Raw genomic sequence first — 17,670 nt, forward strand, 5'->3', positions numbered from 1 at the left:
GACAGCCTTCTCGGGGGGGATCACAAACGTCGATCTGAGATCTGCCGAGGAGTCGTAGTGTCTGACATTGCCATTGTCGGAATCGGGTGCCGATACGCGGGTGGTATCGATTCACCGGAATCCTTCTGGGACTTCATTATCAACAAGCGCGACGGCGTCGTGGACATTCCGGCGCAGCGCTGGGATTATCGCCGCTACTACGATCCGGACCGGCGCACACCGGGCCGCATGTACACCAAGCGCGCCGCCTTCATGACCGGCGATCCATGGGCCTTCGACCCGGATTTCTTCGGCATCTCACCGCGCGAGGCCGCCGCCATGGACCCGCAGCAGCGCCTGGTACTCGAGGTGGCCTGGGAGGCACTCGACGACGCCGGTATCGCGGGGCATATCTCCGGAGCGCCGATCGGCGTCTATGTCGGCGCGTTCACCCTCGATCAGCTCGCGGTCTCGGGCACCAGCACCGCACTGCCGTACGTCGATATGCACACCGCGGCGGGCGCGTCCTACACCATGCTGTCGAACCGAATCGCGTTCGCGCTCAATATGGTCGGGCCCGCGCTCACCGTGGACACCGCGTGTTCGTCCTCGCTGGTCGCGCTGCATCTGGCCTGTCAGGGACTGGCGAACGGCGACTGCGACGTCGCCATCGCGGGCGGTGTCACCATGCTCATGCAGCCGGAGGCGTTCGTCTCCATGTGCAAGGGCGGGTTCCTCGCCGCCGACGGGCGCAGCAAGCCTTTCGATGCCGCCGCCGACGGGTACGGCCGCGGTGAGGGCTCCGGCATGGTGGTGCTCAAGAAGCTCGAAGACGCTGAGCGCGACGGGGATCGGGTGTACGCGGTCATCAAGGCCACCGGCTCCAATCAGGACGGGCGCACCTCCGCTATCACCGTGCCGAACGCCGATCTCCAAGAGGCGCTTGCCAAGTCGGTCTCGCGGCGGGCGGGGATCGCACCGCACGAAATCACCTATGTGGAGGCGCACGGCACCGGCACCCCGGTCGGCGATCCGCTCGAATTGCGGGCCATCGGAAGGGCTTACGGGCAGGTCGAGGGTCGCACCGCACCGGTCGGCGTGGGCTCGGTGAAGGGACAGCTCGGACATACCGAGGCAGCCTCTGGTATTGCCAGCATTATCAAGTCGGCGCTTGCCATCTCCAAGCGGACCATTGCCCCGCAAGGCTGGCTGGAGAACCCCAATCCCGAGATTCCCTTCGATGAGCTCGGCATCAAGCTGCAGCTCGAGGCGGAGCCGGTTGGCCCCGAGGTCGATCGAATGACCATCGCGGTCAATGGTTTCGGCTACGGCGGCACCAATGCCCATGCGATTCTTCAGGAATACCTGCCCGCGTCCGGAATCGACCGGGAGCCACGGCATTACGGCGTGCTCCCACTCTCCGCACGCACCGATCAGGCCGCCCGCGAGCTGGCGCGCGGCTATGCCGAACTCATCGCCGACGGCGCGAATCCGGGTCTGCTGACCGAGGCGGCATGGACCCGCCGTCAGCATCACCAGTTCCGCACCGGCCTGACCTTCGGCGACGACACCGAATTGGTGCACGCCCTGGTGGAGTACGCCACCGGCGGCGGGCGCGCCGCCACCAAGGTGGTGCCACGCAAGGTCGCCGAACCGGTGTTCGTCTTCACCGGTATGGGTCCGCAGTGGTGGGCCATGGGCCGCGAATTGCTGACCGCCGGTGGCACTTTCGCCGCCGAGGCGGAGCGCATCGACGCCGAGTTCCGCACCATCTCCGGCTGGTCGATTATCGAGGAACTGCTGCGCCCGGAGCAGGAATCCCGGGTCACCACTACGGCGGTGGCGCAGCCCGCGAACTTCCTGGTGCAGGTGGCGCTGTTCGCCATGCTCGGCGAGCTGGGTATCCGCCCCGCAGCCGTCGTCGGACACAGTGTGGGCGAGGTATCCGCGGCCTATGTCACCGGTATGCTCTCGCTGCACGATGCCCTGCTGGTCAGTTACCACCGGGCCCGATTGCAGGCCACCACGGCCGGCTCGGGCGGCATGCTGGCCATCGGCCTGCCGCTCTCGGCCGCAATGGAATTGATCGATGGTGACGCGCTGGTCGATATCGCGGCCGTCAACAGCCCGAGCGCGGTCACCCTCGCCGGGTCCGAGGCACGGCTGGACGAGATTGCCGAAAGCCTCACCGCGCAGGGTGTTTTCGCTCGTCGACTACAGGTCGAGGTGCCGTACCACAGCTATCTGATGGAGCCGATCCTCGGCGAATTGCGTACAGCGCTGGCCGATCTCACGCTCAACGAACCGCAGCTCCCACTGCTCTCCACCGTCACCGGCCGCGAAGTCACCGCCGGTGACTGGGACGCCGAATACTGGTGCGCCAATGTGCGGCAGCCGGTGCGGTTCGCCGATGCCATTACCGAATTCGTCGGCGCGGGCCATCGGGTCTTCCTGGAGGTCGGACCGCATCCGGTGCTGGGTGCGAATATTCGCGAAATCCTCATCGGCGCGGGCGAAACCGGCACCTCGGTGGCGACACTGAACCGCAAACAGGCCGATGCCGAGAGCATCCGGCAGACCATTGCCGGGCTGTACGGCGCGGGCGTGCTGGATATCGAGGCCCTCTTCGGCGATATCGTCACCCCGCACATCGAGCTACCGCGCTACCCGTGGCAGCGCACCCACCTGCGGCATGAGCTGCCGGTATTCAAACAGCTGCAGCATGGAACGCCCGGCGTGTACGCCATGCTCGGGGACGCCGATATGGACGACTCCTCGACCTCGTGGCGGATTCAACTCAGTGTCGGGGCCATGCCGTGGCTCGACGATCACGTGGTCGGCGGGGCCCGAATCCTGCCCGGTGCGGCCTATTTGGATGCCGCGCTGAGTGCGGCCGCCCTGCGCACCGAGAACACCCGGGTCGCGGTCGAGGAGGTGCGTTTCATCGCACCGCTGATTATCGACGACGGCACGGCACCGACTCTGGAACTGCATGTGGAGGAGTCGACCCGGCGCTTCACGATTCGCTCGCGGGCCACCGCCGACGCCCTGTGGACGGTGCACTCCACCGGCCGCCTGGTGGAGGGTGTATTCGAATCCGCCAAGGTCGATCTGCCCGCCATCGACGAGATGCATGCCATCGATCCGGCCGCCTTCTACGCCGGATTGGCCGCGCGCGGACTGCAATACGGTCCGGCCTTCCAGCGTGCCACCTCGGTGCGGATCTCCGGCTCGACCGTGCTCGCCACCCTGGATGGCCGGGTGCCCGACGCCCTGAACGGGGCTGGGGCGAATGTTCCCGGACACCTGGCGCATCCGTGCGTGGTCGATGCCGCGCTACAGAGCGTGGCCGCACTGCTCGCGGGCACCGGCGGCCCCGAAGACGGGGCGATGGTCCCCATCGGCGTCTCCGAAGTGCGTGCGTTCGAGGCGATTCCGGAGCAGGTGACGGTGATCGCGCGGCTGGACACCAGCGCCGACCCGATCGCCGATATCGATCTGCTCGATGCCGAGGGCCGGGTGGTATTGCAGCTCATCGGTATGCGATTCGGGTCCATCGCACCGGGTCGCGGTGCGCTGCAACGGATGACGGACTTCTTCTACGAGGACCGCTGGGATATGCGCGATCCCGTGGATCGAAATGCGCTGCTGGGCAATGAGAATGCGATCGCGCTGATTCTCGAGCTGGGCGAGCGGGCCGGTGCTCGCGCGGCGGAGATAGCCGCCGCCGTGGGTCGCGCCGAGGTGATCACGCTCGGTGATCCGAGTCGCGAGGACTTGGAAACCCTTGTCCGCGAACGCCTCCAGCAGGCAGCCGACGACCACGTGGAACGAATCCACGTGATCCTGGTGGCCGGGTCCGAATACGAGGACCTGGACAATCTGTGGACGCTGCGCCGCATCGCCCTCACCATCGACGAATTCTTCGACACCTGGCTGGAACAGCGCGATGTCGAGATCCCCATGACCGGTGACGGTTCACTGCACGTCAGTGTGGTCACCGAACGCGCCTTCGCACATCCGCAGGAGCAGGCCGCGCCCGATCCGGCGCATGCCGCGCTCGCCGGAGCCCGCCGCGTGCTGCTGAACGAGCAGCCACGATTGCGCTGGCGACTGGTCGATATCGAATCCGACGTCACCGCAACTGATCTCGCCGCCGAACTCGCCATTCCGGGCGCGTTCAGTTACGACAACTCCGATGAGATCTTCCTGCGTAACGGCCTGCGCTGGGTACCCGTGGTCGATGCCTCGCTGCCCGAGCGCATCGAGGCCCTCGATCAGGCGGTGCCGCTGACCGATCCGGAGGCGAACTTCACCCTGGAGCTGCCCAAATCACGGCTGCTGTCTCGGCTCGGCTGGCGGCGCTGTGACCGCCGCGAACCCGGACCGGGCGAGGTGGAGGTTCGCATGCGGGCCGTCGGCCTCGGCTACAAGGACCCGCTCAAAGTGCTCGGCGTACTCAACGAAGAGGAGCTGGCGGGCACCTTCTTCGGTGACGTCCCCGGTATGGAGGGCGATGCCACCGTCGTCCGAATCGGTTCGGATATCACCGATCTCGCGGTCGGCGATAAGGTCATGCTGTCGTCCAAGGGCATGATCAGCCGCTTCCACACCACCGACCGCACCCTGGTCAGCGCGGTCTCCCCCGATGCCGAACCCGGCGACTGCACCAGCGAGGTCGCCTTCGCCACCGCGGACCATTCACTACTGGAGCTGGCCCGCCTGCGGGCCGAGGATGTGGTGCTGGTGCACGGTGCGGCGGGCGGTGTCGGCACGGCCGCCGTCCAGATCGCGAAGCTGCACGGGGCCACCGTGATCGGCACCGCGAGCACCGCGGACCGGCGGGCATACGCCCTCGGGCAGGGCGCGGATCATGTACTCGATTCGCGCTCCCTGAATTTCGCCGATGACGTACTCGGGCTCACCGGCGGTCGCGGCGCGGATGTGGTGATCAGCACCGCACCCGGGGAGATGCTGCGGCGAAACTTCAAGGCGGTGGCCGAGTTCGGGCGCATTGTGGAGATCGGCAAGGCCGATATCTACGGCGGCGGTGTGCTGGACCTGCGCTACTTCGACAAGAACGTCTCGTACCACTCCTTCGATCTGGATCGCATGCTGGCACTGCGGCGCACCCAGACCATCGAGCTCATGGAGCGGGTGGAGGCGGCGCTGGCATCGGGCAGATACCAGCGGCTGCCGTTCGAGCTGTACGAAACAGATGATGTGGCGCGGGCTTTCGAGGATGTGGCGCGCTCGACCCAAATCGGCCGAATCGCGGTGAGTTTGGAGGCGGCGGCGCCGCTGGTGCGGCCGCAGATTCCGCGGGTGCGCATCGATCCCGCGGCACGATACCTGATCACCGGCGGGTTCGGTGCGTTCGGTCTGGCGATCGGACGCTGGCTGGTGCGTTCGGGCGCAAGGCATCTCACGCTGCTCGGACGCGGTGGCGCTACCACCGAGGCCAGCCGGAATCAGCTGTCGGCGTGGGAGCACGAGGGTATCGAGGTCATCACCGAACGCGTGGACGTCACCGATGCCGAGGCCATGGCAGCGGTTATCGCCCGAGCGAACTCGGCGGAGCATCCGCTGCGCGGTGTCATCCACACTGCGGGAGTCGTTGACGACAAACGCATTTCGCTCATGGACCGGGACAGTCTCGCCTCGGTGTACCGGCCCAAGATCGAGGGCGCACGAGCGCTGCGCCACGGACTGGAGCTGGCCGGGGCCGAACTCGATCTGTTCGTACTGTTCTCCTCCGGCAGTTCCATCTTCGCCGGTATCGGCCAATACTCGTACACCGCAGCGAATCTCGCGCTGCAGTCGATAGCCGACGTGGTCGTCCGCGCGGGTGGTACCGCGCTCGCGGTCGGCTGGGGGCATATGTCCGGCGGCGGTATGGCCGACGACGAGAATGTGGCCCGCTACCTGCGCACCACCGGATTCGACTCCATCGATATGGATGAGGGCACCGAATTCCTGGAGAAGGCACTGGAACTCGGGATTCACCATCAGGTCGCCATCATTCCGGTGGACTGGGGCAAGGTGGCCGCCACCGTCCCGTTCTTCAGTATGGTCGGGCGGGTCGAGGAGCAGATCGCCGCGGCGGCCGAAGACGATTCCGCCGCATCGCATCTGGTGGCGGCGCTGCGCGCGCTCGACGCCCAGAAGCGCGGCGATGTGGTCGCGCATATGCTCGCCGAACAGCTCGCGGTGGTCATGGGTGTCGATCCGGACTCCATCGATCTCACGGTGCCGGTGCCGGATCTGGGCCTGGATTCGCTCATGGCGGTGGAATTCGGTGCGCTGGTGGGCAAATCGCTCGGCATCGATCTGACCGCGCTCAAGATGGGCCGCACCTTCACCCTCGAACAGGCGGGCGCACGCGCCGCCGAATTCCTCATCGGCGCACCGCAGGCGGCGCAGACTTCCCCGGAGGTGACGGCATGACCGAATCCGCACGCGAACTGGCCCGGAAACTCTTGGCGGGCAATGGGAATGACGCACCGGGCGGCGGTCTGGCCACCGCCCAGCCCCCGGCGGGCGGCACATCACCACGTGCTGCGGTCAATGCCGTCCGCGCGTCAGTGGGCGCACCGGCGGTCCGGTCGGTGCGCGGTCCCGGCCGTCAATTCGCCGACCACCCCGAGGTGGCGGCGACGGTGGCCAAACAGTCGGCCATCGCGGCCATCAGCGCGCAGTCGGGGCTGGTGAATCCACTGTTCCTGCCGCGAACCAGCCCGAACGACACGGTCATTCACGCCAATGGCACCGAGCTGATCAATTTCAGCGCCTACAACTATCTCGGGCTGTCGAGTCATCCGCACGTGATCGCCGCGGCCAAGAACGCTCTCGACCGGTACGGGGCCTCGGCCTCGGCCAGTCGCATCGTCTCCGGCGAGATTCCGCTCTACGGCGAACTGGAGCGGCAGCTCGCCGATATCTACGATGCGGGCGATGCCATGGTGACCACCAGCGGCTACCTCACCAATGCCGGAGTGATCGGCTTCCTGCTCGGCGAGGGCGATGTCGCCATCTGCGATGCGCTCATCCACGGCAGCGTGGTCTCCGGCACCCAGTGGGCGGGCTGCCGCCGAATCAACTTCCGGCACAACGATCCCGAATCGCTGCGCGCGGTCCTGCGCATGTCGCGCGCCGGATTCGATCGGGCACTGGTGGTCCTCGAAGGCCACTACAGCATGGATGGCACCGTCGGGCGGGTCGCCGAACTCGCCGCCATCGCAAGGGAATTCGACTGTGCGGTGATGGTCGACGAGGCGCACTCCTTCGGTGTCTTCGGAGAACGCGGGCACGGCATTCGCGAGCACTACGGTATGGCGGGCGCGGATGTGGACATCTGGATGGGCACCCTCTCCAAGGCGCTGGGCAGCTGCGGCGGCTTCATCGCCGCCGATGCCGAGCTGATCGGGGCCATGAAGGCCAGTGCGCCCGGGGTCGCCATGCTCACCGGCGGTCCCGCACCCTCCACCATTGCCGCTGCCCGCGCCGGCCTCGAGGTCCTGGAAGCCGAACCGGAGCGGGTCGCACGGCTCTGGCACAACTCCCGGCTCTTCCATACCGCGCTACGGGAGCGCGGCCTGAATCTGGGGGAATCGCAGGGCACACCGATCTGCCCGGTCATCGTGCCCGGCGAGGTCCGCGCCGGATTCGTCTCGGCGACGCTATTACAGCGCGGGGTGTACGCCGGCGCCATCTCCGCCCCGGCGGTGCCCATCGGCAAGGAGCGGCTGCGCTTCTTCATCACCTCCGAACACACTGAGCGGCAACTGCTTTCGACCGCAGAACTACTGGCCGAGGCGGTCGCCTCGGCTGCCGGGCTGCCGGAAGCGGCGGCCGTGTGACGGATCGATGTCTCTCCGGTCACACCCCATTTCAGGTGGCGAGAATCTGATGCTAGGTTAACCGGAGGATATCACTCCGGTTAGCTTCCGGAGGGCGGTCAGCCGAGCGAGGAGGAGGCCGCGCCAATGGTGGCACTGGATCTCGATGCACCCGTACGAGTTTCACAATCGGGGACCAGCGTCCTGGATCGAACGCGTGCGGCCGTACACGGCCGCAGCCGCGAAGCGCTGGTTCAGTTGGTGGTCATCACCGTGCTGTACCTGACCTACCGCATCGGCCGTCTGCTCGCCGCCGACGAGCAGACGCACGCGCTCGCCAATGCGCGAACCCTCCTCACCTGGGAAGACCGGCTGCAGATGCCGAATGAGCAGACCCTGCAGTCGATCTTCGCCGGGCACGATTTCCTGGCCGTCCCCGCCAACCTCTACTACGCCACAGCACATTTCGCGGTGGCCATCTGTGCCCTGCTGTGGCTGTGGACATTCCGGCCGATGTACTACCGCGTCACCCGCAATCTCATGGTGGCCCTCACCGCCGCGGCGCTGGCCCTGCATATGCTCATCCCGCTGGCTCCCCCGCGCATGCTGCCCGAATACGGATTCGTCGATCTCGCGGCCGAATACGGCCAATCCGTCTACGGCCCACCGGATACCGACACCCTCTCCAACCAATACGCCGCGATGCCCTCACTACATGTCGGCTGGGCACTGCTGCTGGCCATGGGCCTGATCGCGGCCACCCGCACCCCCTGGCGCTGGCTACTGCTCCTGCACCCCCTGATCACCACCCTGGTAGTGGTGGCCACCGGCAATCACTACTGGTTCGACGCCCTGACAGCCATCGCCCTACTCGCCGTAGCCACCCTCTTACATCCCCCGGTCCTCAACCATCGAGCAACAGACAACGGCCGCATGTTGCCACCGCGCAGTTTGTCAGAAATGAGAGGATCGGCCTCGACCATATGAGACAGAGAGCCGGTGGTGAGGACGATGACGTCTACCGAAACGAAGTCACGCGTACAGATCGGTGACCTCATCACCGTGCAGGGCCGTCGCGTACACGTCCGCCAGGACGGTCCCGCCACCGGCAAACCCGTGCTGCTGCTGCACGGCTTCGAAGGTTCGGTGCACTGGTGGGACGCGGTCACCCCACTGCTGTCCGGCACCTACCGGGTGATCCGGGTCGATCTGCTCGGATTCGGTTGCACCGGAGGCGAAGCCGGCTTCGGCCAGGACGGGCAGGGCAGTATGCTCGCCGCCGTCCTGGACGAACTCGGCGTCGCCAGGGTCGCGGTCTGCGGCCACTCCTGGGGTGCGGATGCCGCGCTGGCCGTGGCCGCGCGCTCGCCGCGCATTACCGAGATCATCATCCTGGACCAGGCCCCCGACCTCAGCTACCTGCACGTCCCGGCCATCACCCCGCTGCTCACCGTCGGCCCGATCGCCCGCTTCATCCAGCGCTTCGCCCCCGAAGTCATGGTGCGCCAAGCACTTCGGGACGGTTTCGCCCCCGGTTTCAACACCTCGGCCATCGTTCCGAGCATGCGCCAGATGGTCCAGGACCACCGCGCCATGTCCTGGCGCGCCTACCGCGAGGTCAGTGCCGTCCGGCGCAAAGCCCTGGCCACCGATCCCCTCGACCGCCAACTCCGCCGCCTGGCCCTGCCCACCCTGGTCATCCACGGCCGCCTGGACAGCCTGTACGACTGGACCCGCACCCGAGACCGCTACACCACCGCCGGCGCCCGCTTCGAACTCATCGACACCGCCGGTCACAGCCCCAACGTCGAAACCCCGCAACGCTTCACACAGATCCTCCGCGATTTCCTGGCGGCCCCCACCGCACCCACCCCGATCGTGGATTAACCGGGCGGGTTTACTTCACCGTCAAACTTGGTGCGGCCAAACGCAACACGTGGATCGTATACAAAACACCATGAACGTTTCGGAAGTGCCGGCCACCGAGTCCCCGGCGGAAGAATACGAGAACGATCCTGTTCCAATGGAGGCCCGGCGCAGCCTGCTCTCGGTCTCGGCAGTATGGGCCGGATTCCCGATGTGCCTGGGCAATGCGGTTTTCGGCGGTTTGATCGTATACAACCAAGGCTTCGCCAAGGGGTTCTCGGCCATCCTGCTCGGCAATCTGCTGCTGTTCGGCTACGTTGGCACCCTGAGCTGGATCGCGGGCGGCAGCGGCCGCAACTTCGCACTCCAGGCGCAGGCCGCGTTCGGGCGACGCGGGCGCGCGGTGGTGGTCGGCTTCCTGGCCACCGTGGTGATCGGCTGGTTCTCGTACCAGATCGGGCTGACCGGTACGACCCTGCACGATGTCTTCGGCTGGAATCCACTGTGGGGCGCGGGTTTGGGCGCGGTGCTATATGTGGCGATCACCGCGCTCGGGATTCGCGCGCTGTCGGTGATCGGCCTGATCGGCACCCCACTGTTCCTGGTCATGGCCGGGGTCGCACTGTATTTCGGCCTGGCCCGGGGCGATATCTCACTCTCTCAATCACTTTCATACTCCGGCGGCGGCAGCGCCCTCGGCTTCTGGGCCTGCGTGAGCATTGTGATCGGCGGATTCGCCGACTCCGGCACCATGACAGCGGATTTCACCCGCTGGGCCAGGGACGGCCGCTCCGGTCTGCTGGCCGCCGCCGCGGCCTTCCCGATCGCCAATACCATCGCCTTCCTGATCGGCGGCCTGGTGGTGGCCATCGGCGGTGCGAACGATCCGGCGAACAATGGCGGCGCGTTCCTGGGCCTGCTCACCGGGCACGGACCGCTATTGACCGCTCTGGCAGCGATTTTCGTCCTTGCCAATCTGGGTTCGGTGGCGGCGCACTGCCTGTACAACGGTGCGGTGGGCTGGTCCGGCCTCACCCCGCTGCGCATGCGGACGCTCGCGGTATTGCTCGGGACGGTGGGCGCGATCATCGCGCTGACCGGAATCTGGAGCCATATTGTGAATTGGCTGGTCCTGTTGGGCGTGATCGTCCCGCCGATCGGCGCGGTACTCATCATGGGCCAGGTCTTCGCCAAGCGAGCCGCCCCGCTGGTGATCGCCGGAGTACAGCCGATCGCGTTCGCGGCGTGGGCGATCGGCGCGCTGACGGCGGGTATCGCGCACTATCAACTCCCCGGTTCGGTGGACGCCGTGGTCGGGTTCGCGGTCGCCGTGACGGTGCACACCGGACTGACCCTGGCGCGGACGGCACAGGCGAAACCCGCCGTGACGGTGCCCGAAATCGCCACGGCCTGAGAGGATTCCGGGTGAACGCCGCCGAGCGCGACGAACTCTGCTACCTGTCCGCCACCGAGGTCGTCGCGCTCGTCCGGGGCCGCGAGCTATCCCCCGTCGAGCTCCTGGATGCCGTCCTGGACCGGATGCGGGAGGTCGAGCCGACGCTGCATGCCTTCTGCACCCCGACGCCGGATCTTGCTCGCGCACAGGCGAATCGGCTCGCCGATGCCGTGGTCCGGGGCGAGCCGGTGGGACCGCTCGCGGGCGTGCCCATGGGCATCAAGGATCTCCTGTCCACGGCGGGCATCCGCACCACCTCCGGCTCCTGGATCTATCGCGACTTCATCCCCGATGCCGATGACATCGTGGTGGAGCGCAGTCTGGCGGCCGGGGCCATCTGTCTCGGCAAGACCAATACCTCCGAATTCGGTTACAGCGCAACGGGACAGAACAGGCTCTTTCCGACCACCCGCAATCCTTGGAATCCCGCCCTCAGTCCGGGCGGATCGAGCGCGGGCTCGGCGGCGGCGGTCGCGGCCGGCCTCGGACCCGTGGCACTGGGCAGTGACGGCGGCTGCTCGGTACGCATACCAGCGGCCCTGTGCGGCCTGGTCGGCTTCAAACCGTCCATGGGCCGGGTGCCGGTCTACCCGGGCTGCCGGGACGAACGCCTACCCGGTGTATCCGGTTGGGAGAGTATCGAACACATCGGTCCGATCTCCCGGACCGTCGCCGATGCGGCGCTGATGCTGTCGGTGCTGGCCGGACCCGATCAGCGTGACCGGCACTCGATTCCGTGCCAGGACATCGACTGGATCGCCGCCGCACACCGGGGCCGGCAGGAGGCAGTCACCGGATTACGCATCGGCTACAGCCCCGACTTCGGTTATCTACCGGTGGATCCGGCGGTACGCCGGGTGGTGGACCGGGCCGTCACGAACGTACTCGGCAACCAATTGGGTTGTCACATAGAGCAAGTCGACCCCGGCTGGCCCGATCCCGGCGCGGCCTACGCGGCGCTCATTGTCGCCGAGACCGACCTGACCGGAATGCGCCGCCTCATCGCCGAACACGGCAAACACCTGTCCCCCTACCTGGTGGGCTGGATGGGCGCCGACTGGACCGCCCAGGACTTCACCGATGCGAACATCATGCGCAAAACCGTGGTGAATGCCATGGCCCGCCTCATGACTCGTTTCGATGTCCTGATCACACCCACCTCGGCCGTTCCCGCTTTTCCCGTCGACCGGCTCGGCCCCACCGAGATCGACGGACGCTCGGTCACCAACTCGACCTGGATCGGTTTCAACTACCCCGCCAACCTCACCGGCCAGCCCGCCATCAGCATCCCCGCGGGCCGTACCGCAGACGGCCTCCCGGTGGGTCTGCAGATCATCGGCCGCCATCTCGACGATGCCACCGTGCTACGCCTGGCCGCCGCCTTCGAAAGTGTCGCACCCTGGTCACAGGTTCGGCCGCGGGTATCGTCACCCGAACTGGACGGGGCGTAGGCTGGCAAAACCTGCATGAGGATCGACCTACCAACCTCAACCGAAGGACGGCCGATGTTCAATCAGTCCGACCTGTCGACGCTTATTTCCGCCGCGCCGGGGCGCGGTATCTCCATTTATCTGCCCACGCACAACAGTGGTCCGGACAAACGTCAGGACCCGATTCGGCTGCGGAATCTGCTCACCGAGGCGCACGCGAAACTCGTTGCCGACGGGGTCGGCAAACGCGAGGCCGATGCCATGCTCGCCCCCGGTGTGCGCCTGCTGGACGACTATCCGTTCTGGCAGTACCAGGATGAGGGGCTGGCACTGTTCCTGGGTGAGGACGGCTCGCAGTACCGGTTCACCGTGCCGCTCACCTTTACCGAACAGGTGCATATCGAGCCCGGCTTCTATGTGAAGCCGCTGCTGCCGCTGCTGTCGGCCGATGGCAAATTCGCGGTGCTCACCCTGACCGCGGACGGCGCGGCCCTGTACGACGGCTCCAAATTCGCGCTCACCCTGGATCACGCCGCCGAGCTGCCCGGCGGCCCCACCGAAAACCTCGACGACGATAAGCAGAGCCGCGTGCTGGCCAGTCCGGCCGCCCGCCCGCACACCGGCGGCAAGGCCACCACCTCTACGCAGGCGTACGGCGAAACCTCCACCGACTGGCGCAAATCCGTCTTGGACGAGTGGGTCGGCAAGGTCGCCTCCTCGGTGGAGCGACGCCTGGCCGATCAGGCCATTCCGCTGGTATTGATCGCCGACCCGGAGCTCTCCGGCCAGTTCAAGAAACGCAGCACGCTGGGTCCGCTGCTGGTCGGCACGGTCGAGAAGAATCCAGCCGCGCTCGCCAACGGCAAGCTGCACGACACCGCGTACCAGGTGGTGCGCCCGCATTTCGAGGCCGATGAGCGCGCCGCCCTGGAGCGCGCCGCACTGCTGCTGGCCGACGGCCCCACCAAGGTGGCCGTCACCATCGGCGAGGTGGTGCGGGCGGCGTTCCAGGGCCGGGTGGAGACCCTGCTGCTCACCGATGGCGCGGCCGAATTGGGTCGCTTCGACGAAATGACCGATGCCGTCGAAACCCATTCCGAGCCGGGCACTTCGGTGATCGATCTGACCGAGTACGCCACGGTGAAGACCCTGGAGAACAAGGGCGCGGTGTACATGCTGCCGCCCGAGACCCTCGCCGGATTGTTCAAGAGCGAGATCGCCCCGGCCTCCGTCGCGGTACTGCGTTACTGATCCTCTTCGCGCGAATCCCGCTGCGCCCGTGCCGAATCCATTCGGCCCGGGACGGCGGGCCGCACCGCACGCAGCCAGAGCAAGCCCAGCGCGCAGCCGAGGGTAATGGCCAGTGCCGTCCACCCGGCGAACGGCTCATGCTCGGCGCCCGGAGATCGGTACCACAGGCGTGAATACCCGACCAGGCTGTCATTCGCACCGCGAATCGCCAGCACCACGGACGGCACGAACAACACCGCGATACCGACCACCCGATTCTGAATCAGCCGCGGTGGGGCCGCTCCGAAGCCGAAGCCCGCGATGGCGGCCAACGCCAGCGCCCCGATCACCGGAACCCACTGCCTGCCATCGGAATCCGGAGCCAGCGCGGCGAAAATCGCCAGCGCCCCGACCAATCCGATGGCGGCCAGCGGATACCGCCACCGGTCGCCCGTCCACAGCCCCGCCGCCACCGCCAGGAATAGAATCGGCAGCACCCAATTCGGCAGCGGCACAGCCACAATGGCGCTGCTCGCCGCCGCGAAGGCGACCCCGATCAGCACAATGCTGCCGTCGCGGCCGGTGAGAATGAACGCCGACAGCACGGCGATCAGCACGGTCGCCAATACCGCCAGCGTGGCCGGGAAAACACCGACCTTATGTCCGGCGAACCATTCCGCGGCCAGCAATGTCGAGCCCGAGATAATGGCCGCCGCGACCACCGATCCGAAGGGCGCGTCCCGATCCAGCACCACCTCCACCCGCCGCCGACGGTGCCAGCGGGTCGAGACCAGGATCAGCACGACCACCGCGACAATCGACCACAGCGGCGGGGAGTCGCTGCCGAGACCCGTGTAAGTGCTGTCCGTACTGGGTAATTCGGTCAGGTCGCCGAAGACGACGCTGGCGATCGCGCCCAGCATGAACGCCGCTCCCGGCACCCAGCGGCGAAGTACCGCCGCGCCGACGAGCCCGAGCAAGACACCGCCGAAAATGGAGTCGATGTAGTTCGCCGTGGCCAGCGAGACGTCGGTATCGAACGCTCGGCTCAGCAGGAAATTGGCCAGTAGCGCCACACCGGTGACACTGGCGGCGATCCAGGTGAGCCGGGTATCGCCGAACGAGACCGCCATAACCACGGCCACCACCGCCGAGACCGCACCGGCGGTATCGGCCCGCGGCACATTCACCACCATCAGGTATTGGTGCAGCGCCGAGCTGCCGGACACCCGGGCGAAGTCCACGGGCATCATTACCGACAGGCAGGCGACCGCCGCTGCCAGGAACGCGGTCACCACTTCCAAGAGGTTGCGCAGACGACGCACTCTCACAACATACTGTGCGGTCTCAGTTTTGGAGTGAAGGGTTGCAGTTTCGGTAGCCATCGGTACGCTCGCAAATGAGTCTGCTCATTCTTTCGAGGCTATCCGGAGGTTCCGCATGACCGTGCCGCAGCAATCGACCCAGGTGGGACGACGTGCACGCGGTATGCGAGATAAGCAGGGACGCATTTTCGACGCCGCAGCCACATTGTTTGCTGAACACGGTTTCGCACGGGTCACCACCCAGCAGATCTCCGATCGTGCGGATATCGCGGCGGGCACCCTGTTCCGATACGCCTCCTCCAAGGGCGAACTGCTGCTCATGGTCTACAACGCGGACTTCCGTGCCGCACTGGACTTCGCCGAGCATCGCGCCCACGCCCATGACGATCCGGTGGAGACCGTACTGGAGATCATCCGGCCGATGGTGCGGTCCGCTTCGCGCAGCGCCGACAACACCGTGGCCTATCAACGCGAACTGCTCTTCGGTTCGGCGAGCGAGAAGTACCGCGCCGAGGGCCTGTCCCTGGTGGCCCGGCTGGAGTCCATGATCGCCGACCGACTAGCCGTCGATGCCCGTGCCCGCGGCCTGGATTCGCCTCGGCTGGAAGAGTTTTCACGCTCGGCGGGGCGCAGCGTCTTCGCGGTCCTGCACCTCACCCTCGCCCGTCCCGCGACCGGTGCGCACCCCGGCTACGACTCACTCACCGACCTGCGCGCCCAAATCGCACAGATCGTGGCCGGATTCTTCGCCGCACTGTACGCGGCCGCCAATTCCGAACAGCGAAAAGGCAATTGAGCATTCCGGATCAGTGCACGCAGTTCCGCCAGATCTCGGCCGCCTCGACCAGATGGGTACGGACCAGATCGACATGCGGGCGAGCGGCCCCACCGACTCGGCGGGCCAGATAGACGGTATTGATTGGCGAATCCTCCGGATTCAACAGTGTCACAATGGTTCCCGCGTCGAGTTCGCGCGCGCATAGGTACCGGGGCAGCACCGATATACCGGCCCCGGCGGCCACCGCGGCCAGTACCGCCCGCAGATCCGAAATAACAAGGGCCGGTTCGGCTTCCAGTCGGGTATCGAAAACGTGCCGCCAATAGCGGCGCAGGATGGGTAGATCCGCGGCGTAACTGATCAGCCGAACACCCGCGAGATCATTGACCCGAAGCCGGTCGAGATCGACCCCCGACGCCACCTCCGGTGCCGCCACCAGCACGAACTCCTCATCGGCGAGCGGTTCGGCCAGCACCGTCCGCCCGCGCGGGCGAATGGTGGAGAGCACCAGATCGAGCTTGCCCAGGCGCAGATCCGTGAGCAGGTCATCGGCCAGTCCGGTGGTGATCGTGAACCGGATACCGCGATTGATGAGCGGCGCGAGCGCGGGCAGGGTCAGCGCGGCGAGCATTTCCGCCGGACCGCCCAGCAGTACCGGAGGTTCGGGGGTGTCGTCCCGCGGTGCGTCACCGACGACGATCTCGAGCGCATCCAAGGGATCGGCCACCCGGGCGGCGAGATCGTGCGCGGCGGCGGTCGGGCTCACCCCGCGCGGCAGGCGTTCGAAGAGCGGTCCGCCGAGCCGGCGTTCCAGGGCTTGTAGCTGCGTCGTCACTGTAGGCTGGGACAGGCCGACCTGGCTCGCGCCCGCGGTGAGCGATCCGGCTCGGTAGACGGCCAGAAACGTGCGGAGCTGCGCCAAATCCACGGAGCCATCGGTCTGCCTATGTCTCATATAGGCGAGTCTATTGGTCGATCTATGTTCAGGTGCATACGGTGAAACCCGACAACCTGACACTCCGCATACGGAGTGTCAGTTCATCGGCAAGAGATCGTTCTGAGCGAGGAGCATCATGGCCAAGGTCTTGTTCGTCATGACCGGCGTCGACCACTGGACGCTGGCCGACGGCACCCGGCATCCCACCGGATACTGGGCAGAGGAGTTCGCGGCACCGTACGAGGCGTTCAAGGCGGCCGGACACGAGATCGTGGTCGCCACCCCGGGTGCGGTGGTGCCGCCGATCGATCGTGGGAGCCTGGCCCCCGAGGCCAACGGCGGCCCCGAGGGTGCGGAGAAGATCACCGAAACCCTGCGCAAGGCAACCGAATTGAGCCATCCCATCGAGTTGGCCGGGGTCGATATCACCGATTACGACGCGGTCTACTACCCGGGCGGGCACGGCCCCATGGAGGATCTGGCCGTGAATGCCGCTTCCGGCGAATTGCTCAATGCCGCACTGGCTTCGGGCAAACCACTCGGCGTGGTGTGCCATGCGCCCGCCGCGCTGCTGGCCACCGCCGATGCCGACGGCAAATCGCCGTTCGCTGGGTACCGCGTCACCGGCTTCACCAATGCCGAGGAGACCCAGGCGGGTTTCGCGGACAAGGCCGTGTGGCTGCTGCAGGATCGACTGATCGAACTGGGCCTGGACTTCCAGGTGGGCGCTCCGTGGGCCCCGCATATCGAGGTCGACCGCAATCTCTACACCGGGCAGAACCCGGCCTCCTCCGCCCCGCTGGCGGCGGAGCTGTTGCGGGCGCTCTGAGT

At 66.7% G+C, this 17,670-nt stretch carries 11 protein-coding genes; 9 read left to right on the plus strand and 2 right to left on the minus strand.

Annotated features, from left to right (window positions below; all coding sequences use genetic code 11):
- Positions 1-57: 57 nt before the first annotated feature.
- The 7 genes from GFY24_RS25735 (at position 58) to GFY24_RS25765 (ending at position 13,820) form a co-directional block, all read left to right on the plus strand.
- Positions 58-6,426, plus strand: coding sequence for an SDR family NAD(P)-dependent oxidoreductase (locus GFY24_RS25735; RefSeq protein ID WP_309231327.1), 6,369 nt, complete (start codon positions 58-60; stop codon positions 6,424-6,426).
- Positions 6,423-7,838, plus strand: coding sequence for an aminotransferase class I/II-fold pyridoxal phosphate-dependent enzyme (locus tag GFY24_RS25740; protein WP_153807675.1), 1,416 nt, complete (start codon positions 6,423-6,425; stop codon positions 7,836-7,838). Before GFY24_RS25735 ends, GFY24_RS25740 begins: the two co-directional genes overlap by 4 nt.
- Before the next feature lie 126 nt (positions 7,839-7,964).
- On the plus strand, positions 7,965-8,804 hold the full coding sequence (locus GFY24_RS25745) for a phosphatase PAP2 family protein (protein ID WP_153807676.1): 840 nt from the start codon (positions 7,965-7,967) through the stop codon (positions 8,802-8,804).
- A 24-nt stretch (positions 8,805-8,828) separates the two neighbouring features.
- The gene (locus GFY24_RS25750) at positions 8,829-9,704 is read left to right on the plus strand and encodes an alpha/beta fold hydrolase (protein ID WP_153807677.1); all 876 of its coding nucleotides are present in this window, start codon (positions 8,829-8,831) and stop codon (positions 9,702-9,704) included.
- A 70-nt stretch (positions 9,705-9,774) separates the two neighbouring features.
- Positions 9,775-11,097, plus strand: coding sequence for a cytosine permease (locus GFY24_RS25755; protein WP_153807678.1), 1,323 nt, complete (start codon positions 9,775-9,777; stop codon positions 11,095-11,097).
- A gap of 11 nt (positions 11,098-11,108) precedes the next feature.
- Positions 11,109-12,590, plus strand: coding sequence for an amidase family protein (locus GFY24_RS25760; RefSeq protein WP_309231328.1), 1,482 nt, complete (start codon positions 11,109-11,111; stop codon positions 12,588-12,590).
- A 54-nt stretch (positions 12,591-12,644) separates the two neighbouring features.
- Entirely contained in the window at positions 12,645-13,820 is a 1,176-nt protein-coding gene (locus tag GFY24_RS25765) for a hypothetical protein (protein ID WP_153807679.1), read from the plus strand.
- Here GFY24_RS25765 and GFY24_RS25770 read toward each other — a convergent pair.
- Positions 13,814-15,124, minus strand: a complete 1,311-nt coding sequence (locus GFY24_RS25770; RefSeq protein ID WP_153807680.1) for a hypothetical protein — start codon at positions 15,122-15,124, stop codon at positions 13,814-13,816. The two genes, GFY24_RS25765 and GFY24_RS25770, sit on opposite strands and share 7 nt — an antisense overlap.
- 115 nt (positions 15,125-15,239) lie before the next feature.
- Here GFY24_RS25770 and GFY24_RS25775 point away from each other — a divergent pair, with 115 nt between their 5' ends.
- A complete protein-coding gene (locus GFY24_RS25775; RefSeq protein WP_228566654.1) occupies positions 15,240-15,920 on the plus strand; it encodes a TetR/AcrR family transcriptional regulator in 681 nt (226 codons plus the stop codon).
- Between the two features lie 10 nt (positions 15,921-15,930).
- On the opposite strand, the gene GFY24_RS25780 is transcribed toward GFY24_RS25775, so the two are convergent.
- Entirely contained in the window at positions 15,931-16,857 is a 927-nt protein-coding gene (locus GFY24_RS25780) for a LysR family transcriptional regulator (RefSeq protein WP_153807681.1), read from the minus strand.
- Between the two features lie 118 nt (positions 16,858-16,975).
- Between GFY24_RS25780 and GFY24_RS25785 the strand changes: the two genes are divergently transcribed.
- Complete coding sequence (locus GFY24_RS25785) at positions 16,976-17,668, plus strand: type 1 glutamine amidotransferase domain-containing protein (protein WP_153807682.1); 693 nt, start codon at positions 16,976-16,978, stop codon at positions 17,666-17,668.
- The last annotated feature ends 2 nt before the right edge of the window (positions 17,669-17,670 follow it).

The organism is Nocardia sp. SYP-A9097, from assembly GCF_009649815.1.
GTDB lineage: Bacteria > Actinomycetota > Actinomycetes > Mycobacteriales > Mycobacteriaceae > Nocardia.